Annotated in this window: 17 protein-coding genes; 12 read left to right on the top strand and 5 right to left on the bottom strand. The window is 58.5% G+C overall.

What is annotated here, in order from left to right; all coding sequences use genetic code 11:
• The first annotated feature begins 44 nt into the window (after positions 1–44).
• Positions 45–1,433: a divisome protein SepX/GlpR gene (sepX, locus tag L8V01_RS05580; RefSeq protein WP_269946150.1), complete on the top strand. Its 1,389-nt coding sequence runs from the start codon at positions 45–47 to the stop codon at positions 1,431–1,433.
• A gap of 14 nt (positions 1,434–1,447) precedes the next feature.
• Here sepX and L8V01_RS05575 read toward each other — a convergent pair whose 3' ends face one another.
• On the bottom strand, positions 1,448–2,164 hold the full coding sequence (locus L8V01_RS05575) for a DNA-3-methyladenine glycosylase I (RefSeq protein WP_269946149.1): 717 nt from the start codon (positions 2,162–2,164) through the stop codon (positions 1,448–1,450).
• A 153-nt stretch (positions 2,165–2,317) separates the two neighbouring features.
• On the opposite strand from L8V01_RS05575, the gene L8V01_RS05570 reads away from it, so the two are divergent.
• Positions 2,318–2,731: a DoxX family protein gene (locus tag L8V01_RS05570; protein ID WP_269946148.1), complete on the top strand. Its 414-nt coding sequence runs from the start codon at positions 2,318–2,320 to the stop codon at positions 2,729–2,731.
• Entirely contained in the window at positions 2,718–3,419 is a 702-nt protein-coding gene (locus L8V01_RS05565; RefSeq protein WP_269946147.1) for a zf-HC2 domain-containing protein, read from the top strand. Before L8V01_RS05570 ends, L8V01_RS05565 begins: the two co-directional genes overlap by 14 nt.
• A gap of 16 nt (positions 3,420–3,435) precedes the next feature.
• Here the strand turns inward: L8V01_RS05565 and L8V01_RS05560 are convergent, their stop codons facing one another.
• Complete coding sequence (locus L8V01_RS05560; RefSeq protein WP_269946146.1) at positions 3,436–5,055, bottom strand: dolichyl-phosphate-mannose--protein mannosyltransferase; 1,620 nt, start codon at positions 5,053–5,055, stop codon at positions 3,436–3,438.
• A 24-nt stretch (positions 5,056–5,079) separates the two neighbouring features.
• Here L8V01_RS05560 and rsmI point away from each other — a divergent pair, with 24 nt between their 5' ends.
• The 3 genes from rsmI (at position 5,080) to metG (ending at position 10,022) form a co-directional block, all read left to right on the top strand.
• Positions 5,080–5,934, top strand: a complete 855-nt coding sequence (gene rsmI / locus L8V01_RS05555) for a 16S rRNA (cytidine(1402)-2'-O)-methyltransferase (RefSeq protein ID WP_269946145.1) — start codon at positions 5,080–5,082, stop codon at positions 5,932–5,934.
• A 245-nt stretch (positions 5,935–6,179) separates the two neighbouring features.
• The gene (locus L8V01_RS05550) at positions 6,180–8,036 is read left to right on the top strand and encodes a BCCT family transporter (protein ID WP_269946144.1); all 1,857 of its coding nucleotides are present in this window, start codon (positions 6,180–6,182) and stop codon (positions 8,034–8,036) included.
• 153 nt (positions 8,037–8,189) lie between these two features.
• Entirely contained in the window at positions 8,190–10,022 is a 1,833-nt protein-coding gene (gene metG / locus L8V01_RS05545; protein WP_269946143.1) for a methionine--tRNA ligase, read from the top strand.
• A gap of 163 nt (positions 10,023–10,185) precedes the next feature.
• On the opposite strand, the gene L8V01_RS05540 is transcribed toward metG, so the two are convergent.
• Both L8V01_RS05540 and L8V01_RS05535 read right to left on the bottom strand, forming a co-directional pair.
• Complete coding sequence (locus L8V01_RS05540; protein WP_269946142.1) at positions 10,186–10,686, bottom strand: GNAT family N-acetyltransferase; 501 nt, start codon at positions 10,684–10,686, stop codon at positions 10,186–10,188.
• A gap of 10 nt (positions 10,687–10,696) precedes the next feature.
• Positions 10,697–11,191: a GNAT family N-acetyltransferase gene (locus tag L8V01_RS05535; RefSeq protein WP_269946141.1), complete on the bottom strand. Its 495-nt coding sequence runs from the start codon at positions 11,189–11,191 to the stop codon at positions 10,697–10,699.
• Between L8V01_RS05535 and L8V01_RS05530 the strand changes: the two genes are divergently transcribed.
• The 4 genes from L8V01_RS05530 to L8V01_RS05515 all read left to right on the top strand — a co-directional run bounded on the left by L8V01_RS05530 (position 11,190) and on the right by L8V01_RS05515 (position 15,424).
• Positions 11,190–12,044: a TatD family hydrolase gene (locus tag L8V01_RS05530; protein WP_269946140.1), complete on the top strand. Its 855-nt coding sequence runs from the start codon at positions 11,190–11,192 to the stop codon at positions 12,042–12,044. The two genes, L8V01_RS05535 and L8V01_RS05530, sit on opposite strands and share 2 nt — an antisense overlap.
• Positions 12,045–12,329: 285 nt before the next feature.
• Positions 12,330–13,511 (top strand): resuscitation-promoting factor, encoded by a 1,182-nt coding sequence (locus L8V01_RS05525; protein WP_269946139.1) that lies wholly within the window; start codon positions 12,330–12,332, stop codon positions 13,509–13,511.
• A gap of 71 nt (positions 13,512–13,582) precedes the next feature.
• Entirely contained in the window at positions 13,583–14,443 is an 861-nt protein-coding gene (gene rsmA / locus L8V01_RS05520) for a 16S rRNA (adenine(1518)-N(6)/adenine(1519)-N(6))-dimethyltransferase RsmA (RefSeq protein WP_269946138.1), read from the top strand.
• Positions 14,444–15,424 (top strand): 4-(cytidine 5'-diphospho)-2-C-methyl-D-erythritol kinase, encoded by a 981-nt coding sequence (locus L8V01_RS05515; protein WP_269946137.1) that lies wholly within the window; start codon positions 14,444–14,446, stop codon positions 15,422–15,424.
• Here the strand turns inward: L8V01_RS05515 and L8V01_RS05510 are convergent, their stop codons facing one another.
• Entirely contained in the window at positions 15,425–16,738 is a 1,314-nt protein-coding gene (locus tag L8V01_RS05510; protein ID WP_269946136.1) for a hypothetical protein, read from the bottom strand. It lies immediately after the preceding gene.
• A 92-nt stretch (positions 16,739–16,830) separates the two neighbouring features.
• On the opposite strand from L8V01_RS05510, the gene L8V01_RS05505 reads away from it, so the two are divergent.
• Both L8V01_RS05505 and L8V01_RS05500 read left to right on the top strand, forming a co-directional pair.
• Positions 16,831–18,639: an ABC-F family ATP-binding cassette domain-containing protein gene (locus tag L8V01_RS05505; RefSeq protein WP_269946135.1), complete on the top strand. Its 1,809-nt coding sequence runs from the start codon at positions 16,831–16,833 to the stop codon at positions 18,637–18,639.
• Entirely contained in the window at positions 18,606–20,339 is a 1,734-nt protein-coding gene (locus tag L8V01_RS05500; protein WP_269946134.1) for an alpha/beta hydrolase, read from the top strand. The genes L8V01_RS05505 and L8V01_RS05500 overlap by 34 nt, the downstream gene beginning before the upstream one ends.
• Positions 20,340–20,343: the final 4 nt, after the last annotated feature.

The raw sequence follows: 20,343 nt of genomic DNA, 5'->3' as shown, positions 1-20,343 counted from the left end.
TTATGGTGGAATCACCATCTGTATTCAAGGGGAAGGTCTTTTTCGTGTCGACAGCTGTGCCGGTTATCGCGATCATCGTGGTGTGGCTCTTCGTGCTCGCACCATGGCTACTGGGCAGGAATAACCGCCCCATGAGTCATACCGGCGAGGCCTTTGAAGATACTCGCGTCTTGTTTGAAGGTGATTCTGGCAAGGTGGCCGGGCGGCGCCGTCCGCGCCTGCGGGCCGATGATGTCCACCGACGCGACGACGTGGACGAGGCAGGCTACGAAATGGTCGAGGCCGCGGATGTCGATGAGGCGGACACTGTAGCCGAGCCTGCCCAGGCCCCTTCTCGTTCCGTGACCATTGCCGGTGCAGCTCGCCGTGCCAAGTCCCAGCCTTTCGGCACTGGAAGCCGTGCAGTTCCTAATCCTTCTGCCGCCGGTGACGAGGAAGCGTCCCCAGCAGATGCGGATACTATCGACGGGGAACTGGTCGAAGAAGCCACTTCCACAGAAAGCGATCCTGCGCCTGAGTCGCAGGGCGCTGCTATTCCCGCTTCGCAGCACGCGAATACCGAAGAATCCGCTGTGACCACTGATGCGGACGACGCTGATGACGTCCTGCTCGAGGACGACGAAGAAGACGCTGCGCAAGATGATGCTGAGGACGTAGCCGCCGATGAGGCCGAGGTATTTAGTGCCCCGGCAGTTTCCACCGTGGCGAGTGATGCTTATGACTACGACGAGACCTACACTTCCCCGGTGGACCTCATGTATCCGGGCGCCGTGGACAAGGCCGAGGCTATCGAGGCCGATACCGTGGATGCTGATGCTACCGCGGATGCAGAGCCTGCAATACAAGAAGCAGCGGGGGACGGCGACGTCGATGAGCCAACACCAGACGCAGAGGCAGACGAAGCCGGCATTGATACGGATCTGTCCGAAGATGAGGTGGAATTTGCGCAGAGCCGCTTAGGCCGAGGCGGCTGGGATCCGGTGGCGGAAAAAGAAAAGTCTGCTACCCGCTACCAGCGCCGTCAGCGCACCCTATTGGGCCTAGCCGTCGCTGTGGTTCTTACAGTGGCGCTGGGAATCGTTGCCGGCGGTTGGACTTGGTGGTTGGCCGCCGTAGCCGGCGTGCTGACCGTGGTCTATCTCGTCGCCCTGCGGTCCCAGGTCCGCCAAGAGCGGGCACTGCTGCGCCGCCGCGTGCGCCATCTGCGTCGCGCCCGTTTGGGCGTGCGCAATGCCGACGATGAAGCGCTAAAGATCCCGCGCAACCTGCGACGTCCTGGCGCAGTAGTAGTAGAAATCGATGATGAAAGCCCTGATTTCGTGCATCTGCCGCTTAGCTATAGCGATGGCGAAGATGGTGATTTTGACGGACCACATGCAGGACCCGATGGCTACAACCGCCGTGATGACCTAGCGGCTCGCCGCGCCGGTTAAGCGTTGCCGCAGTATTAACCGGCCGCCTTCCGCACTTCGGCGGCCTGCGTTGGTTGCTGGCTCTTAATCGCCGCGTACTCTTGCGCTAAGCCGTAGTGAGGCACGCCGCTTTCGTGCCATACCCCAGAGGTGCCACGGCGATGGGAACCGAGGAGGTGGGTGTCTACCATGCCGATGGCCTCCATTAAAGCGAAACAGGTGACGGGGCCAACGAAGCGAAAACCCTTCTTCTTTAGCTCGCGCGACATGAGCTTAGACTCGTAGCTCTTTTTCGGAATATCCTCCATCACGGTGGGGTAGAGGTTTTCCGGCGGCTGGAATGCCCAGATGAACTCTGCGAGCCCACCCTCCTCGCGCAGCGCGATCGTGGCTTTGGCGTTATTGATGGCGGCGCGAATTTTAGTTTCGTTGCGGATAATGGAGGCGTCGCCAAGCAGGCGCTCTACGTCTGCTTCATCAAATTCGGCAACCTTGTCTGGATCGAAATTGCAAAATGCTGCACGGAAGGCTTCGCGCTTTTTCAGTACCACGGCCCAGGAAAGACCGGACTGGAAAGACTCTAGACTCAAGCGCTCATAGAGCGCCGCTTCCTCAAAAATGGGAAGCCCCCATTCGGTGTCGTAATACTCCTTAAGAAGGGGCGAAGACATAGCCCAAGGCGGACGGCCAAGGCCATCATCGTCATAGACCAAGGTAGTGCGTTCTGCGGACTGCGTTGTTGATTCGCTCATGGTGTTCTCCTTTTAACGTGTGCGTAGTCCCCATTGAAACAGCCCTTGCCGCAGAAAGCTGTTGCTTCCCCGCCACAAGGCGAATTTCCCAGGAAAGCGGGTGTAGCCTACCGCCTTCGCATTGAGTTGGGGGTTCAGGGTAATCTGTTCAGCATGAATAGACCTGCCGTACGCGATGCCGCACTGCTTATTTTTCGAGCGGTTCTCGGATTAATCTTTATCGCACACGGCGTGGACAAGATGTTTTTAACTGGCATGGACGAAACTGTGGGACAGTTCTCTGCCCTCGGGGTTCCGCAGCCCCACCTTTCCGGCTATATTGCAGCAATCGGGGAAATGGCAGGCGGCGCGTTCTTGGTGGTTGGCCTGCTTACCACCTTCGTGGCCGGTGCCCTTGCCTTGCTCATGGGGTGCGCCCTGTATTTTGTGCATCTGGGAAATGGGCTTTTTGCTGCCGATGGCGGAATCGAATACCCGCTGGTGTTGCTGGTGTCTTTGTTGATGATCGTGATTTTTGGTTCCGGTCGAGCCAGCATGGACGGGGTGCTCAGCAATGTTGACGCATAGTCAGGTCCAAGCGGCCGTCTCTGCGCAACTGGACGGCGAGCACTCCGAGTTGTCTAAGGACGTCATCGATGCCCACCTAGAAAGCTGCGCCGAATGCCGAGCCTTTCGCGATAAGGCGGCCGCGCTCTCACGCTCCCTAAATTTTGTGGAACCCTCAGATTCTGGCATGGCACCGCCAACGGATCTTTCCGAGGTCATTTTGGCCGGCGTGGAGCCGGAATGGCGGCGCACCTCGAGCGCTCGTCAAGCCAACCTGATGGTGGCGCGCATCGCCATGGTGCTTATGGGGGTCATTTTTGCAATCTGGGCTGTGGTACTCATCGTCCACGCCTCGGGGCTAGTACCGTTGGGTGCAGGCGGCACGGTGCTCGATCCCACCGCGGATCCAGAGCGAGCCAGCCTCCTCATGGAAGGCGCAGCGATGCGCTTTGGAATGGCTTGTGGTCTGTTCTTTAGCGCGTGGCGCCCCGCGGCGGTTACCGGTCTACTACCTGTATCGGCTACGATGTTTGCCTTCTTGTTTGGCTTTGGCATGCGCGATATCGCACTAAGCACCGTGACTATTGAGCAGGTGTATTTCCTTATCGCCACGGCTCTTGCGACCATTAGTTTGGGGTGGGGCTGGGCTGCCGAAAAGGGCTACTTAGTGCGCGCCTGGTGGAAGTCCCTTAACGCACAGCCACAGTAATCATGATTGCGCGTGGCTAGGTCCAGCTGGGCAACCACATCATGGAGTGGTACCAGGAATCAGGGATCTTGTAGCCGTACAAAATTGGCGAGAAGTAGAAAAACATCGCCACGACCAAGGCTAAGTAGAACACGGCGGCGATAGTCCCCCAGCGCACGGAACCGCCAGCCAAGCTTTGGAGCCATTCCCAACGCACCGGTCTGCCGTGGCCGATGAGCTGGCCCAGAGCCAAAGCAATAAGCACGATGACAAAGGGGATAAAGGCTGTGGCGTAAAAGAAGTACATCTGACGGTCAAAGGCCGCGAGCCACGGCAAGAAGCCAGCGGCAAAACCTACTAAGGGGATGAGGAAAGCGCGGTTGCGGCGGATGAGAAGTGACCACAGGCCCCACAGGACAGCCGGGATGACTAGCCACCAAATGGCTGGGGTGCCAAAGAGGTAGAGCATCTTGCGGCACTCATTGCTGCCATCACCGCACTGTAGGTCGGTGGAGGAGTAGTACAAGATGGGGCGGGCGCCAACGAGCCAAGCCCATGGCTTGGAATCCCACGGGTGATGGTGTCCGCCGGAGGAAGTCAAGCTCGCGTGGAATTCCAGGACAGAAGAGTGGTAGTAGAACCATCCGGCCAAGGAATCGGGGAGATGCATTAGCCACGAACCATCCTCGATGGTCCCGTCTACTTTGGCGTGGCGGTATACGGCAGTTTCAGAGGCGAACCAGGCCCGCCAAGTCCACGCGTAGAGCAGCACGGGTACCAGCACGATAGAAGCCAAGGCCGCCGGAGTATCGCGCACGAGAGTGCCTACTACATAGCGGCGCACGCCATAGCGTTTGCGCAACGCGAGATCGCTAAAGACGGACATCAAGCCAAAGAACATGATGAAGTACAGTCCGGACCACTTCACGCCTAAGGACAGGCCCAGGCACGCTCCGGCCAATAACCGCCACCAGCGGAATCCAAAGCGCGGACCGAAATCTGAGGAGCCCATCCGCCCTTTGCTAAAGGCACAGTGGAGGCGCTGCCGCATCTGGTTATGATCGCGTGCTAGCGCCCAAGCGGCGGCGACGATGAAGAAAACTTGGAAGATATCCAGCATGCCGAACTTGGAAGAGACCAAGAGCACGCCATCAAAGATGGCGAGCAGGCCAGCCAGGGTCGCTACCTGCCAGGATAAGGAGACGCGGCGCGCCAGGGACATCGTCAAGAGCACGGTGGCTGCGCCGAAAAGGGCCGTCATAAAGCGCCAGCCCATGGGGGAATAGCCAAAGACCCATTCGGATAGTGCCACGATCTGCTTGCCCAGCGGTGGGTGTACTACGAGCCCGTAACCGGGGTTGGTCTCAATGCCGCCTATGAAAAGGTTGTCCCAGCTTTTGACCATATCCCAGGCCTGTGGAACGTAGTGCTTTTCATCAAAGACGGGCGTGCCCTTGGATACAGGCGCGGTCAGTCCGACAAAACGGGTAATGAGTGCGAGCACGCCGACGACGCTAGTGCTTATCCAGTCAGCCTTGCCCCACACGTAGGCGCGGGGTGCTGGCGGAGCCACGGTGTCGTGCGTGGTGCGCGATGGGGCAGCGGTAGCAATAGTCACTTGGTTGAGTGTAGGCCACAAGGCGGCGCGCCCGCGCATTGAAGAGTATGGAATGCTAGAAGCATGTCTGCTTTAGGTCTGGATCCACTGCCGCGCGGGGTTATCCTCGCCGCCACGCCGTTAGGAAATGTGGGGGATGCCTCCGCGCGTTTAATGCATGCATTGCAGCATGCGGATGTTATCGCGGCCGAGGATACGCGCCGCGTGCGTAACTTGGCCCAGGCGCTGGGAATCGAGATTTCCGGACGGGTGGTGTCCAACTTTGATCACAATGAACAGGATCGCGCCCACCAGCTTATCGACGCCGCCGCGGCCGGCACCGTCCTCGTTGTTACCGATGCCGGTATGCCTATCATCTCTGACCCAGGCCTGTCCCTCGTGGCTGCGGCGGCCGAGCGCGATATCCCCGTTACCTGTTTCCCCGGCCCTTCTGCCGTGCCCACGGCGCTGGCATTGTCCGGCTTGGGTGTAGGGCACTTCCTTTTCGATGCCTTTCCTCCCCGCAAACCCGGGCCCCGCAAGACCTGGTTGGAGTCCCTGCGCAATGAAAAGCGTGCCATCGTCTTCTTCGAGTCGCCGCACCGCGTGGCCGAAACTCTGGCTGAGGCTGCGGATATTCTCGGCGCCGAGCGCCCAGCGGCCGTATGCCGTGAATTGACCAAGACGTATGAGGAGGTCCGTCGCGGCAGCTTAAGCGAGCTGGCTGAGTGGGCGGCAGACGGCGCTAGGGGAGAGATCACTGTAGTGATCGAGGGCGGTACGGCTGCGGCTGCTACCGCCCAAGAATTAGTGCCCAAGGCACTCGAACTAGCCGCGGCGGGTATGCGGCTTAAAGATGCCTGCAAACAAGCGGCGAAAGGGACTGAAGTTTCCAACCGCGAGCTTTATGACGCCGCCTTGGAAGCACGCAAGGCCTAAGCCCCCGTAGCCGCGATTGCGTCACACCTAGTGGTGACTGCAGATGGCTTCACTAAAAGGGCCTTTGTAATTGAATTGTTATAGTGTGCGGGTGGGTGAGAGGCTTAAAGCGCTATTTACATGGGGAAATGAAGCGTAAAAATCATTCAAATTACCGTGGAAAATTCCTGGGAAACGCCGTTGAGCAGCGAATTTTCTGCATATTTCGTTTGATAATTTAGTAGTTCGGCACCACTGTATATTTCATGACAAATTCGGAAAACATGGGCACAGGCGTGCCAGAAGAAGGAAAGGAACCGGTCGGTGCACAGGCACAGCCGGCTTCGGCTTCTTCGAGCGAGCAGCCTATTGAGAATTATCAGACTGTAGATGAACAGCTGGACGCACAATCTGCTACCGGCCAGCTTCAGGACATGATTCACTCCGATGGTTTCCACCCGGAGCGCTACGACGATCCTGAGGTGGAAATCGCGGCCGATCGTGACAATATGCCAATCGATTGGTCCATCGTCGGCATTGCCGGCGTGCTGATTGCCGCGATCGTCGTGTGGGGCTTGGCCGCCCCGGATAACTTCGCCAACTTCTCTTCTTCGGCCCTGACCTGGGTCGTAGACAACTTCGGTTGGGCCTATATTCTTTTCGGCACCGTCTTTGTGGTGTTCGTTGTCTTTATCGCTGCCTCTAAATTCGGCTCCATCAAGCTGGGCCATATTAATGAGGAGCCGGAATTTTCCACGCCATCGTGGATTGCGATGATGTTCGCCGCAGGCATGGGCATTGGCCTGATGTTCTACGGTGCCTCCGAGCCGCTTGCTAACTACCGCGACGGCACCCCCGGTGAGGGCACTGGCAACGTTGGCTCGTCCATGGCCTATGCCATGTTCCACTGGACTTTGCACCCTTGGGCCGTTTACGCCATCGTCGGTCTGGCCATTGCTTACTCCACCTTCCGCATCGGCCGCAAGCAGCTGCTAAGCCAAGCCTTTGTGCCGCTTATCGGCGAGCGAAATGCCAACGGCGCGGTGGGCAAGTTCATCGACATCCTGTCTATTTTCGCTACCGTCTTCGGCACCGCCTGCTCCCTGGGCCTAGGCGCCCTGCAGATTCAGGCTGGCCTGAAGGCCTCCGGCATCATCGATAACCCGACGAACTCCGTTGTTGTCGGCATCGTGTTGGTTCTGACCCTCGCATTCATCCTGTCCGCGATGTCCGGCGTGGGCAAGGGCATTCAGTACATTTCCAATGCGAATATGATTCTCGCCGCAGTGCTGGCCATCTTCGTGTTCATCTTGGGTCCGACCGTGACCATCTTGAACCAGATTCCAGGTTCTATCGGTAACTACCTCAACTACTTCACCGAGATGATTGGCCGTACCGCCGAGTCCGAGAACGGCACCGCCGGTGAGTGGCTGTCTGGCTACACCATCTTCTACTGGGCATGGTGGGTTTCTTGGTCCCCATTCGTGGGCATGTTCTTGGCTCGCATTTCCCGTGGCCGTTCCGTGCGCGAGTTCTGCTTGGGCGTACTCCTCATTCCCGCGGGTGTATCCACCCTGTGGTTCGCAATCTTCGGCGGCACCGCCATCCACATGGAGCAAAACGGCGAATCCATTACCGGTGAGTCTGCCGAGGAAGAGCTGTTCAATCTGCTGCAGACCATGCCAGGAGGCTTCATCGCTGGCATCGTTGCGGCAGTTCTGTTGGCGACCTTCTTCATCACCTCTGCGGACTCCGCTTCCACGGTGATGGGCTCCATGTCCCAGAATGGTGCTTCTACCGCTAAGCCGTGGCTATCCGCCGCATGGGGCGCACTGACCGCCTTGGTAGGCCTGACCCTGCTGCTGGCTAATGAGGACGCTCTGTCTAACCTGCAGAACGTCACCATTGTTGCCGCGCTGCCATTCCTGTTCATTGTCGTTGGCTTGATGTTCGCCATTTACAAGGCACTGAGCGAGGATGTCATCTACCTCGAATACCGCGAGGCACAGCAATTCCAGCGCAAGATGGCCCGCGAGCGCCGTCTGCACCGTGAATATCAGCGCACTCAGGTTCTTAAGAAGCGCCGCAATGAGCGCCTGAAGAATCCGATGAAGCGCAAGTAATCTGCGCCCTTAAGGCTGCCCATAGCCAGTGCCCATCGTTTCCTCTCCACGGGGGAGGCGGTGGGCGCTTTCTGCTGAAAATGCGGTTCACCAGCGAAGCCAATATCTGCCCTGATCGTGTAGGCAGGAGCTGGCTTCGATAAAGTAGGACCCATGACTGAGTCTGTAGTAGTAAATGTTGCTTGGCCCTACGCCAACGGCCCGCGCCACATCGGCCACGTGGCCGGCTTTGGCGTTCCTTCTGATGTTTTTGCGCGTTTCCAGCGAATGCGTGGCCGCAACGTACTCATGGTCTCCGGTACCGACGAGCACGGCACTCCGTTGTTGGTACAAGCAGATAAGGAAGGCGTATCCGTACGCGAACTCGCAGACCGCTACAACCGCCAGATCGTTACTGACCTGGCCAACCTAGGCCTGTCCTACGATCTCTTTACCCGCACCACCACCCGCAACCACTACTCCGTGGTGCAGGAGCTATTCAAGGGCTTGTATGCCAATGGATACATGCTTAAAAAGACCACCCAGGGCGCTATTTCGCCATCTACTGGACGCACCTTGCCGGATCGCTACATCGAGGGCACCTGCCCAATCTGCGGCGCGGATGGCGCCCGCGGCGACCAGTGCGATGAGTGCGGCAATCAGCTCGACCCAGTGGATCTTATTAATCCCGTATCTAAGATCAACGGCGAGACCCCTAAGTTCATCGAAACCGAGCACTTCCTGCTAGATCTGCCATCTATCAAGGGCGAGCTGCAGCGGTGGCTATCCACGCGCGAAGACTGGCGTCCGAACGTCTTGAAGTTCTCCCTGAATCTGCTTGAAGATATGCGCCCGCGCACCATGACGCGTGATATCGACTGGGGCATTCCCATCCCGGTTGAGGGCTGGCAAGATAATGACGCCAAGAAGCTTTACGTGTGGTTCGATGCCGTCATTGGTTACCTGTCTTCTTCCATCGAATGGGCTTACCGCATTGGCCAGCCAGATGCTTGGAAGGACTTCTGGCAAAACCCAGAGGCCCACCACTATTACTTCCAAGGCAAGGACAATATCACTTTCCACTCCCAGATCTGGCCGGCCGAGCTTTTGGGCTATGCCGGCAAGGGCGCAAAAGGCGGCGAGCTGCACCAGTACGGTGAGTTGAACCTGCCTACGGAGATCGTCTCCTCCGAGTACTTGACCATGTCTGGCTCCAAGTTCTCCTCCTCCAAAGGCGTTGTCATTTATGTCAAGGACTTCTTGGCGGAGTTTGGCCCAGACGCTCTGCGCTACTTTATCGCAGTGGCGGGACCAGAGAATAATGACACGGACTTCACCTGGGATGAATTCGTCCGCCGCATCAATAACGAGCTCGCCAATGGTTGGGGCAACCTCGTTAACCGCACCGTGTCGATGGCCTTCAAAAACTTCGGTGAGGTTCCAGCACCCGCAGCGCTAGAGGATAAGGACAAGGAAATCCTGCAGCTGGCGGAAGAGACCTTCGAGACCGCCGGTTCTTTGCTGGAGCAGTCCAAGTTCAAGCAGGCGATCACCGCTATCATGCACGTCGTCGGCGAAGCCAACGCTTATATTGCAGACCAAGAGCCGTGGAAATTGGCTAAGGACGAATCCCAGCGCGAGCGCTTAGCCACCGTGCTGTGGACTGCACTGCAGGTGGTCTCTGATTGCAATGTGATGCTCACGCCGTACCTCCCGTTTACCGCGCAAAAGGTCCATGAGACCTTGGGCCGCAGCGGCGTCTGGGCTGCACAGCCAGAAGTGCACGAAGTCAAGGACGATATTCCGGTTGAGCTCGTGGGTGCCGGTTTGCCGCCAGAAGGCCATGAGTACCCGGTCATCATGGGTGACTACAGTCACCAGCAGGCGAAGTGGGAGCGCATTCAGGTTGAGCCAGGCACTGCCTTGTCTAAGCCCAAACCGCTGATCTCCAAACTGGATCCAGAACTAGGCGAGACCGGTCCAGAGTGGGCTCCTGTTACTAAGTAACAGCGCACAAACGGCCGCGTTATTGCCCCTATACCGCAAAGTTAAGGGCATAACGCGGCCATTAGTGTATCCGGCGTAGACAAAACAAGCACGCACCTCCATATCTACGCCGAGAGAGGGAACTTCGTGCTTGTTTTGGATACCTAGGCAGAAATCGCAGCTATTAGCGCTCGAAATCGCGCTGGAGGTGCACCAAGCCGAGGCGGACGCCATCCTTGGTATGGATATTTGGCATGCGGCCGGTCTCGGTGAAGCCGAACTTCTTATGTAGGGCGATAGAACCCTCGTTGGTATCGACGATATAGGTGATCATCGTCTGCACGTAGGCATCGTCGGCGGCGAAGTCCATGAGGGCGTCGAGAAGCTCGGAGCCTACGCCCTTGCCTCGGGCGGACGGGGCAATGTAGACGGAATCTTCTACGGTGCCGTAGTAGATGGCCGGGGTCACAAATTGGAAGTAGGCCGCCCAACCGATGATTTCATCATCGTGCACGGCAACGAAGACTGGGGAGCCGGCCTTAAACATGTCTTTGAGCCACTCTTCGCGGTCGGCCACATCTTCTTGCCATGTGACCAGGTTGGCGGCGGGTTTCGCTGCGGAGCCGGCGTTGTAGATGGCGGTGAGCGCGGGGGCGTCGGCAAGCTCGGCAGGGCGGATATGCATAGAAATTCCTTTACACCAGAAGTTGTAGGTGGGCGAGGCTAAGCCAATGATCGAACTTGTAGCAAACCTCTTTAAGAGTACCCACGTTTTCAAACCCGAACTTTTCATGCAACTTCAGTGATGCCACATTGGTCGGAACCACCAGTGCGAGCAAGGAATGCACCTTCTTATCGGCGCGGGCTGCCTCAACGAGGGCGCCGAGGAGCGCGGTGCCCACGCCTTGTCCTTGCGCGGTGGGCGAGAGATAGATGGTGGTCTCATAGCAGCCGGTCCACACCCGCGGATCGCGGTAAGGGTGATAGAGCGCCCAGCCCAAGTAATCACCGGAATCAGACTCCGCAATAAGGCAAGGGCAGTCCTCCTCCCAGATGTGGCGCAGGTAGTCTTCGCGCTCTGCGATGCTGGCGGGGCTCGCGCGGAAAATGACGTCTGTGTGCTCGATAGCCCAGTTGAGGGTATCCGTCATGGCGGGCACATCTGCTAGGCCGGCGGGTCTGATCAACATGGCAGCCAATATTACAATTGTGGGCATGGCTAAAAAGAAGCGACGTCCTACTCCCGTTCCGGAGCCCGGCTTAAACGGCTTGGTTGATGCGCACACGCACCTGTTTTCCCATAAGGACACCGATGAGGTACTGGTGAATCGCGCGCGCACGGCTGGTATTGGCCGCATGGTGACAGTTGGTGATGATCGCCGCGAGTCGGCCGCTGCGTTGGCCACCGCGCATGCCTTCCCAGACGTTTATGCTGCCTGCGCTATCCATCCGGTACGCGCCAATGAGTTGGATGCGCCGACCAAGGTGGCGCTGGAGGAGATGGTGGCGGACCCGCGCTGCGTCGCGGTGGGCGAAACCGGCCTCGATGCCTATTGGGTTCACCACGAGCCGGAGACTACCGCGACCATGGTCCAGCAGGAGGAATCCCTGCGCTGGCATATTGATCTTGCCGTGCGATACGGCAAGACGCTAATGATCCACAACCGGGAGGCGGATGCGGACTTGCTGCGCATCCTTGCCGATGCCCCCGCTCCCGACACCGTCATGCTGCACTGCTTCTCTTCGCCGCTGAAGGTAGCCGAGGAAGCCCTAGAGCGAGGTTACGTATTGTCCTTTGCAGGAAACGTGACCTTTAAACGCAATGCAGAGCTGCGGCAGGCAGCGGCTAAGGCGCCGGCTGGCCAGCTTCTGGTGGAAACTGATGCGCCGTATATGACTCCAGAGCCTTACCGTGGCCAGCGCAATGAACCGGCTCTTATCGGGCACACATATGAGTGCATCGCACGCGCCCGCCACCAAACGGTTCAGGCGCTCGTAGCGGAGGTAAATGAAACCTTTGACCGCGTCTACGGCCTGCGTTAACGCCTAGGTGACGATCCTCACAAAATTGAAACCCGCTGGTCAGGGGTGGCCTGGGTGTTTAGTGTGGCAGCTGTGCGTCTAGTGAGGTGTGTTGCGGATTAGCTCTCGACTTTATCTTGCTGTTATCGTATCGTTATTAATCGTTCGTTTAGGTTCTAAGGTCGTGCAGCGCCACCCGCGGTGCGGCAGCAGCGGATCTGAGCAAGGGAATTGCCTGCGTGGACTTCTTTGCTGGCCTAAACTTTTGTAATTGTTGAAACCTGCACTACTGGAGATTTATTCAGCATGTCACCTCATCAGATTAAGCGCATCAATAACTCCCGCTCGCTGCCCCTGCGTCTGGCTACGGGCGGAGTATTGGGCACCCTAGCCGTCGGCGGCGTGGTAGCCGTTGCAGCACAAAAGGATGTCACCGTGAACATCAACGGCGACAAGGTGGAGCTGGCCACCTTTGCTAAGGACGTTGACGGCGCGCTGGAAGCCGCCGGTGTCCAAGTAAGCGAGGAAGATATCGTCTCCCCAGCGCCCTCTGAGTCCGTGGGCGATGGAGATGAGATCTCCGTACGCACCGCGAAGCCGGTGGCCGTAACTATCGACGGCGTGCAACAGCAGCTATCGACCACTGACCTGACCGTTTCTGACCTGCTGGGTAACTTGAGCGGCGTGGTTAAGGGTGCTTCCGTAAAGTCCGGTGACTCTGACGTAGACCAGGATGCGCAGCTGGAAGAGGGCATGGACCTAGAGGTTGTTTCTCCGAAGATCGTCAAGATCAATGATGGTGGCAAGGTCACCTACACCAAGATTGCCGCTAAGACCGTCGAAGACGTGCTCAAGGCGCGCAATATTGACGTCGACGATGATGACCGCGTCTTCCCGTCAAAGGACACCAAGGTCACCGATGGCATGTCCATCAAGGTGGACCAAGTTTCTACCACCGTCTATGACTCGGAAGAAGAGTTCGACGCTGAGCCTAACTTCGTGGACGACCCAGAGTTGGAGGAAGGCACCGAAGAGGTCCGCGAGGAAGGCGTTAAGGGCAAGCGCGTTATTACCCACAAGCTGGTGATGAAGGACGGCTCCAAGGAGTCCAATGACGTCATCAAGGAAAAGGTGACCGTAAAGCCCAAGGCGGCCACTATTGCACGCGGCACTAAGAAGGCCGAGGAAGAAAAGCCGGATGAAGGCGGCAATTCCGGTGCTGCTGCTCCGGCGGTAGCAGATGGCTCCGTATGGGATTCCATCGCCCAGTGTGAGGCCACCGGTAACTGGGCTATTAATACCGGAAACGGCTTCTCCGGCGGCCTGCAGTTCACCCCGTCTACTTGGGCCGCATTCGGCGGTACCGAGTATGCACCAGAGGCATGGCAGGCTTCCCGCGAGCAGCAAATCGCCGTGGCGGAAAAGGTCCAAGCCGCACAGGGCTGGGGCGCATGGCCGGCATGTACTGCCAAGCTGGGCCTGAGCTAAGCCGAAGGACTTACTGACCGCACACCTTATGTGGTGTGCGGTCTTTTTATCTCTTCTACTAAATTAGAAGCATGACTGATTCCACCGGCGCCGCGCTTTTGGGTCCTGTAGAAATCCGCGCCCTCGCGGAGAAGCTCGACATTGTTCCCACGAAGAAGCTGGGGCAGAACTTCCTGCACGATCCGAATACCATTCGGCGCATCGTCGCCGCGGCCGAGCTGGATTCTACAGACCGCGTCCTTGAGGTAGGCCCAGGCCTCGGATCGCTAACTCTGGGCTTGGTCGAGGCCGTAGATGAGGTTACCGCGGTAGAAATTGATTCCCGCTTGGCTGCGCAGTTGCCAGATACTGTGGCCGAGCGGGCGCCTGAGTTTGCGGAGCGGCTTCGTGTGGTGGAAAAGGATGCGTTGCGCGTAACGGCTGCCGATGTTGAAGCGCCGACTGCCCTCGTGGCTAACCTGCCGTATAACGTTGCCGTCCCAGTGCTGCTGCACCTGCTGGAGACATTCCCCTCCATTCGTCGCGTGTTGGTGATGGTCCAGCTGGAAGTGGCCGATCGCTTGGCTGCGCAGCCGGGAAGCAAGGTTTATGGTGTTCCCTCCGTCAAGGCGAGCTTTTATGGCAAGGTCTCCAAAGCCGGCACGATTGGCAAGAATGTCTTTTGGCCGGCGCCCAATATCGAGTCTGGGCTAGTGCGCATAGACGTCTTCGATACCGCCCCCTGGCCTGTTAACGATGAGTCTCGGGCTAAGGTGTGGCCGGTTGTCGACGCCGCCTTTGCCCAACGCCGCAAGACCCTGCGGGCGGCATTATCTGGCCACTTTGGTTCAGGAGCCGCCGCCGAGGAAGCGCTGCGAGCAGCGAACATCGATCCTAAGCAGCGCGGTGAAAAGCTTGCCGTGGAGGACTTCGTACGATTGGCAGGAATCTAAATGTCCGCACCGCTAGATAAAGAACCATTCGTCTATACCGCGCGCGCTCACTCCAAGGTCAATATCCACCTCGGTGTGGACGAGCCGCGCGAGGATGGATTCCACGAGCTTGCCAGTGTCTTTCAGTCTCTGAAGCTGCATGACACGGTGACATTGACGGACTTAGGCAGCCCGGAGGTGGATAAGCCGCGCATTCAAGGACTCACAGTCACAGGTCCCCACGCCAATGGCGTTCCAGAGGATTATACGAATTTAGCTTGGACCGCGGTCAACCGCATTATGCAGTACCTGTACACCACCCACGGGCCGAAGGCGCTGCCGGAGGTAGCGCTGGAAATCCACAAAGCCATCCCCACCGCCGGAGGCATGGCGGGTGGATCGGCGGATGCGGCAGCCGCGCTGCGTTTAGCCGAGCGCTGCTATGGCGGCTACTACGGCATCGACTCGGTAGGCGAGCCGATCTTGGACGCGCTCGGTGCGGCGCTTGGCTCTGATGTTCCCTTTACCCTGCTTGGAGGCACAGCACTTGGCACGGGGCGCGGCGAACAACTTACCCCAATGATGGCGCGCGGGACCTACCATTGGGCGCTTATCGCCTCGGATCGCGGACTTTCTACCCCGCAAGTGTTTCAGAAATTGGATGAGATGCGCGAGAAGGGGCGCGGCGGCGAGCCGCATATGGACACCGCGGCGGTATCGCAGGCGCTCATATCTGGTGACCCAGAGCGTGTGGCGCAGCACCTGCACAATGACCTGCAACCGGCCGCCCTCTCACTGCGCCCAGACCTGCGCAAGACCTTGGAAGCGGGGATGGCTGCCGGCGCGCTGCAGGGAATAGTCTCCGGTAGTGGGCCCACCTGCGCCTTCCTCTGCGCTGGGGCAGAGGAGGCTAGGGAGGTGGTTTCCCAAGTGACGGTAGAGGTTCCTGGAACCAAGGGCGTGGCCACCGAAGGCCCAGCCAGCGGCGCCGTGGTGCTGTAATTAGAGCACTGTCATCTCAGTGGGCTCAAGGCCGAGGTCGAAGCGGTTGACCTCCTTTCCTTGAAGGAGGTCAATGACTACGAGCTGCTTTTTCTGGGCGTCGGTAATGAAGGCATAGCCATCGGCAGCCTGCAGAATCGGGCCGGGCTGTTGCCACTCTTTATTTTCTTTCCACGGGGAGATCGCCTCGATCTGCTTGGTGATTTCACCGGAATCTGGGTCGATGATGTTGAGCTTGCCGTCGGTGGTAAGTACAAGCGCCTCGCCTAGGGGGCCGCGGGCTAGGGAACGGAACCAATAAGAGGCATCGAGATCTACCTTCTTGGCTGAAAAGTCTTTGGTATCCACCAAGGATACGGAGGTGGGGCGTTCGAACTCGGCGTCCTTATCGGTCTTATTATCAGCCAGGATAACATCGGACTCTTCGGATCCGGCGGCATTACCGGAACGTTGGTAGCCACCTGCGCCAGCATAAGCGGAGGCGTCAACCTTGTGGAACTTCTTGCCGTCGAAGACCACAGGGCCGTCCTCGCAGCCAAAAAAGATATTGCCGTTTCCGGCGGCAGCCTCTCCGTGTACCCCAGGGCATTTTGTGGTCTCGGTGAGAACCTTGCCGTTCTTATCTAAGTGCTGGATGGTGTGGCGCTCGTCCTCGGTGCCCTTGGTGATGAGCACCGAGCCATCCTTGAGCGGTACGGCCACTCCGTGATGCGCCGCTGCAGTCTCTACGGTATTGACCGGCTTGGCATCGTCCTTGCCTATGTTCTCGGTCTTGTAAATTTTGGCTACGCCGTCGCCATCGGAAAATAGTGCGGTAAAGCCGTCGTGGTGCACTACATGGCCGGCGTGTGGTGCGTTTATAGGGGCGTCGCCAAGCGAGGGCTTCGCGGTGTAGTAGTGGTTGTGATCCCCGTGGGCCTTGGTGATGCGTCCGGTGTCGAAGGTAAGGAAGCTATCCCCCTTGGTGACCATGACGTGGCGGCTATCACCGGCATCGTTCAAGCGTAGGAAGGCATTCATCTTTTCCTCGCTGAGGGCCTTTCCGGTTTTGGCATCATAAGACGTTAGACCTTCAGCATGGGAAATAACGATGCGTGTAGGCAGCTGGGCCACTTCGGTCTCGCCTTCTTTGGCCTCGAAGCCTGCGTGTGAGTGGCCAGCGTGGTCCTGCTCATGGGCATTGTCTTCCTCGCTCTGTGCGTGGCCGTGGGGCTGGAGGGAATCCTTTTCTTCTTCCGTGGGGGCGGAGCAGGAAACGATGGTCATTGCCGCTGTGGAGAGGACTGCGCAGAGGCTAAGTGTGTAGGTCTTCATACATAGAAACATTAGTGAAACTGAATTCCAATAGCAATAGTTAGAGGGGATGCGGGGGTACCCGCAGGAAGGTATTAAGATGGAGCCTCGTTATGGCAAACCTGATTAACCTCGAGCAAGTAAGCAAAACTTATGGATTAAAAACCCTCCTAGACGGGGTATCCCTAGGTGTGCAAAGCGGCGATCGCATCGGCATTGTGGGTGTTAATGGCGGCGGTAAAACCACCTTGCTTGAGGTACTCACCGGTATCGAGCCGCCGGACTCCGGGCGCGTTTCCCATACCTCGGATCTGCGCATGGCCGTGGTAACCCAGCGCTTTGACCTGCCCGATGAGCTCACTATCGCTCAAGTGATTATCGAGCCCCTCGAGCTGGAGACCTATGAGTGGGCGTCGAACGCCAAGGTGCGCGATGTCTTGGGAGGCCTGGGTATCGTAGATTTGGGATTGGATACTCCGGTGGGCTCACTCTCCGGTGGTGAGCGGCGGCGCGTGAACCTAGCCGCCGCGCTGGTACAGGACTTGGACCTCGTAGTACTTGATGAGCCCACCAACCACCTTGATGTGGAGGGTGTGCAGTGGCTGGCAGACCACCTGCTCAAGCGCAACCTAGCCGTGGTCGTGGTCACCCACGATCGCTGGTTCCTCGATACCGTGGCCACGTGGACCTGGGAGGTCCACGATGGCGTGGTAGATACCTATGAAGGCGGCTATAACGACTGGACCTTTGCCCGCGCCGAGCGCGCTCGCCAGGCCGATGCCATGGAACAGCGCCGCAAGAACCTCGCCCGCAAGGAGCTGGCCTGGCTGCGCCGCGGCGCGCCGGCCCGCACTTCCAAGCCCCGCTACCGCATTGAATCTGCCGAGGCGCTGATCGCCGACGTCCCGGAGCCGCGCAACAAGGTCGAGCTCATGGCCTTTTCTAAACAGCGCCAGGGCCGCGTGGTGATTGAACTCGAGGATGCCACCGTGAAGTCCCCTGATGGGCGCACCCTGGTGGATCACCTCACGTGGCGCCTAGCCCCTGGCGAACGTATTGGCCTGGTAGGTGTCAATGGCTCCGGCAAGACCACGCTGCTGCGCACCTTGGCCGGCGAATACGAGCTCGCGGCCGGCAAGCGCATCGAGGGCCAAACCGTGCGCCTTGGCTGGTTGCGCCAGGAGCTCGATGACTTGGATCCACAGCGCCGGCTTATCGACGCCGTCGAGGACGTCGCCACCTACGTACAGCTCGGCAAAAAGGAGCTTTCTGCCTCCCAGCTGGCCGAGCGGTTGGGCTTTTCCGCCAAGCGTCAGCGCACGCCGGTAGGAGATCTTTCTGGTGGCGAGCGCCGCCGCTTGCAGCTCACCCGCGTACTGATGGCCGAGCCCAATGTTCTGCTGCTGGACGAGCCCACCAACGATCTTGATATCGATACCCTGCAGGAACTGGAGTCTCTCCTGGACTCTTGGCCCGGCACCATGGTAGTTATCTCGCACGATCGCTACCTCATCGAGCGCATCGCAGATAATACCTATGCGCTTTTTGGCGATGGCAAACTCACCAACCTGCCCGGCGGCATCGATGAGTACCTGCGCAAGCGCGCCGCATTCGAAGCACAACAAAGCACCGGCGCGCTTAACCTGGGAGAGAAGAAGGCAAACAGTGCTGCACCGAAGCCAGAGAAGAAGCTTTCGTCCCAGCAAGAGCGTGAAATCACCAAGAAGATGAACGCGCTCGAGCGCAAAATGCAGAAGCTAGAAAAGGCGGCTGCGCAGATCAATGAGAAAATGGCGACCGCCGCGGAAAAGGTCGACACTCAAGCCTTAACCGAGCTGGACGCAGAATTGAAAGAAAACCGTAGCGCCTACGAAGAACTGGAGATGGAATGGCTGGAGTTGGGGGAGAAGCTCGAAGGGTAGAAGCCCGCATTGCCGATATCGCCGGCCACCTCGACCTGTGGGGCATTATCGGCGCTGCTGCCCTTTTTACCTTGGGGCTTACCCCATCCATCCTGCCGCGCGATTGGCTCTATCAAGGACTCGTCTCCGGCATCGGCGCTGGGCTCGGTTATATGCTGGGCATCGCGCTCAAGCTTGTCTGGTATCGACTCGTAGTGCGCTATGCGGCTCCCAGGCATTCTTGGCTTGATGCCACCACGTGGCCACCTCGGCGCTACCGCCTTGTCTCGCGCATTGCCACCGGCGCCTTTGTGGTCTGGATGGTGGGCTTTGCGATTTTTGCAGTGCGTTGGCAGCGCCAACTCGCAGCCGCCTTGTCCACACCTGCACCCACCATTGCCAGCTACGTGCTGGTGGTCCCCCTCGCCCTCGCGGTATTTTTAGCCTTTTTATTAGTCCTGCGCGTGCTGCGGTTTAGCGTGCGCTGGCTCTCTAGCCACTTTCCTCAACGCTTTCGCGCCGCCTACCGCGTTATGGGCGCGGTGATTATCGTGGCGCTGGTTGGCACCTACGCCGTGGAAAACCTCATCCCAGGCGCCATCGTTGGCGTGGGCGAGAGAATCTTTACTGCCCAAAACGCCGACCCTGATCCCGCCAGCAAGCGTCCCAGTAGCACTGAGCGCAGTGGCTCCCCAGACTCTCGTGTGGACTGGAATGGCGTGGGCCTGCAGGGATCGCGCTTCCTATCCTCCGGCGCGCACCGCAAGGAATTGGAAAAAGTTACGGGCAAGCCGGCAAAGGAACCGATCCGCGCCTATGCTGGCCTAGGCAACCGCGACAGTAATGAAGAGCGAGCACAGCTGCTTATCGACGAACTCGAGCGCACACACGCCCAAAACCGCAAGGCCCTGCTCCTTATTATGACCACCGGTACAGGCTGGGTGTCTTCTTATTCCGCTCAAGCTTTTGAGCTGCTCTACGGCGGCGATACCGCCATTGCTGCTGCCCAATACTCCGCGATGCCCTCGGCCTTACATTTCCTTTCCGGCGGTGGCCAAGTCGAGCGCGCTGGAGAAGAGTTCATTAACCCTATTGTGGACTGGTGGAATGGATTGCCGGAGGAAAAGCGTCCGAAGCTCTACTTGTACGGCGAGTCTTTGGGAACTACGGGTATTGAAGCGGCGTTTTCCGGGGTGCGCGATATCGCCAATTCCGTGGACGGAATCCTACTTACCGGCCCGCCGCACTTCAATCGCCTGCGCACCCAGTTCGTAGAAAGGCGTGACCCCGGCTCCTCCGAGATTTCCCCCGAATACGCCGGCGGCCTTGTGGTGCGCTTTGCTAACGATGCCGCGCAGGTACGCCAATGGGCAACGGTGCCGGAAGAAGAGTGGGGACGTACCCGCATGCTCTATATCCAACACCCTTCGGATCCTGTAGCTTGGTGGTCGCCGCAGATGGCTTTCAAGGAGCCGGATTGGATGCGCGAGCGAACCCCGTATTCTGCCGAGCGCGTCATGCAATGGATGCCAATAATTTCCTCCCTCCAAGTAGCTGCCGATTTGCCCGGTGCGAAAGATGTTCCCGATGGCCACGGCCACAACTACGGGGCGTCGGTATTAGACGGCTTTGCCGCCATTGCCGGACCAGACGTAGCAAGAAACATCGACCCCGAAGAATTGCAACGTGAATTTGCAGCACTCGACGTAGGTATTTACTAGGTAC

The sequence above is a fragment of the Corynebacterium curieae genome, from assembly GCF_027570035.1.
Classification (GTDB): Bacteria; Actinomycetota; Actinomycetes; order Mycobacteriales; family Mycobacteriaceae; genus Corynebacterium; species Corynebacterium curieae.
This window is presented reverse-complemented; position numbering and strand designations above follow the sequence as displayed.

Excerpts from the sequence above, each read along its gene's own strand:
- L8V01_RS05575 (WP_269946149.1), bottom strand. The coding sequence starts at position 2,164 with ATGAGCGAATCAACAACGCAGTCCGCAGAACGCACTACCTTGGTCTAT.
- L8V01_RS05570 (WP_269946148.1), top strand. The coding sequence starts at position 2,318 with ATGAATAGACCTGCCGTACGCGATGCCGCACTGCTTATTTTTCGAGCG.
- L8V01_RS05565 (WP_269946147.1), top strand. The coding sequence starts at position 2,718 with ATGTTGACGCATAGTCAGGTCCAAGCGGCCGTCTCTGCGCAACTGGAC.
- L8V01_RS05560 (WP_269946146.1), bottom strand. The coding sequence starts at position 5,055 with ATGCGCGGGCGCGCCGCCTTGTGGCCTACACTCAACCAAGTGACTATT.
- rsmI (WP_269946145.1), top strand. The coding sequence starts at position 5,080 with ATGTCTGCTTTAGGTCTGGATCCACTGCCGCGCGGGGTTATCCTCGCC.
- L8V01_RS05550 (WP_269946144.1), top strand. The coding sequence starts at position 6,180 with ATGACAAATTCGGAAAACATGGGCACAGGCGTGCCAGAAGAAGGAAAG.
- metG (WP_269946143.1), top strand. The coding sequence starts at position 8,190 with ATGACTGAGTCTGTAGTAGTAAATGTTGCTTGGCCCTACGCCAACGGC.
- L8V01_RS05540 (WP_269946142.1), bottom strand. The coding sequence starts at position 10,686 with ATGCATATCCGCCCTGCCGAGCTTGCCGACGCCCCCGCGCTCACCGCC.
- L8V01_RS05530 (WP_269946140.1), top strand. The coding sequence starts at position 11,190 with ATGGCAGCCAATATTACAATTGTGGGCATGGCTAAAAAGAAGCGACGT.
- L8V01_RS05535 (WP_269946141.1), bottom strand. The coding sequence starts at position 11,191 with ATGTTGATCAGACCCGCCGGCCTAGCAGATGTGCCCGCCATGACGGAT.
- L8V01_RS05525 (WP_269946139.1), top strand. The coding sequence starts at position 12,330 with ATGTCACCTCATCAGATTAAGCGCATCAATAACTCCCGCTCGCTGCCC.
- rsmA (WP_269946138.1), top strand. The coding sequence starts at position 13,583 with ATGACTGATTCCACCGGCGCCGCGCTTTTGGGTCCTGTAGAAATCCGC.
- L8V01_RS05515 (WP_269946137.1), top strand. The coding sequence starts at position 14,444 with ATGTCCGCACCGCTAGATAAAGAACCATTCGTCTATACCGCGCGCGCT.
- L8V01_RS05510 (WP_269946136.1), bottom strand. The coding sequence starts at position 16,738 with ATGAAGACCTACACACTTAGCCTCTGCGCAGTCCTCTCCACAGCGGCA.
- L8V01_RS05505 (WP_269946135.1), top strand. The coding sequence starts at position 16,831 with ATGGCAAACCTGATTAACCTCGAGCAAGTAAGCAAAACTTATGGATTA.
- L8V01_RS05500 (WP_269946134.1), top strand. The coding sequence starts at position 18,606 with ATGGCTGGAGTTGGGGGAGAAGCTCGAAGGGTAGAAGCCCGCATTGCC.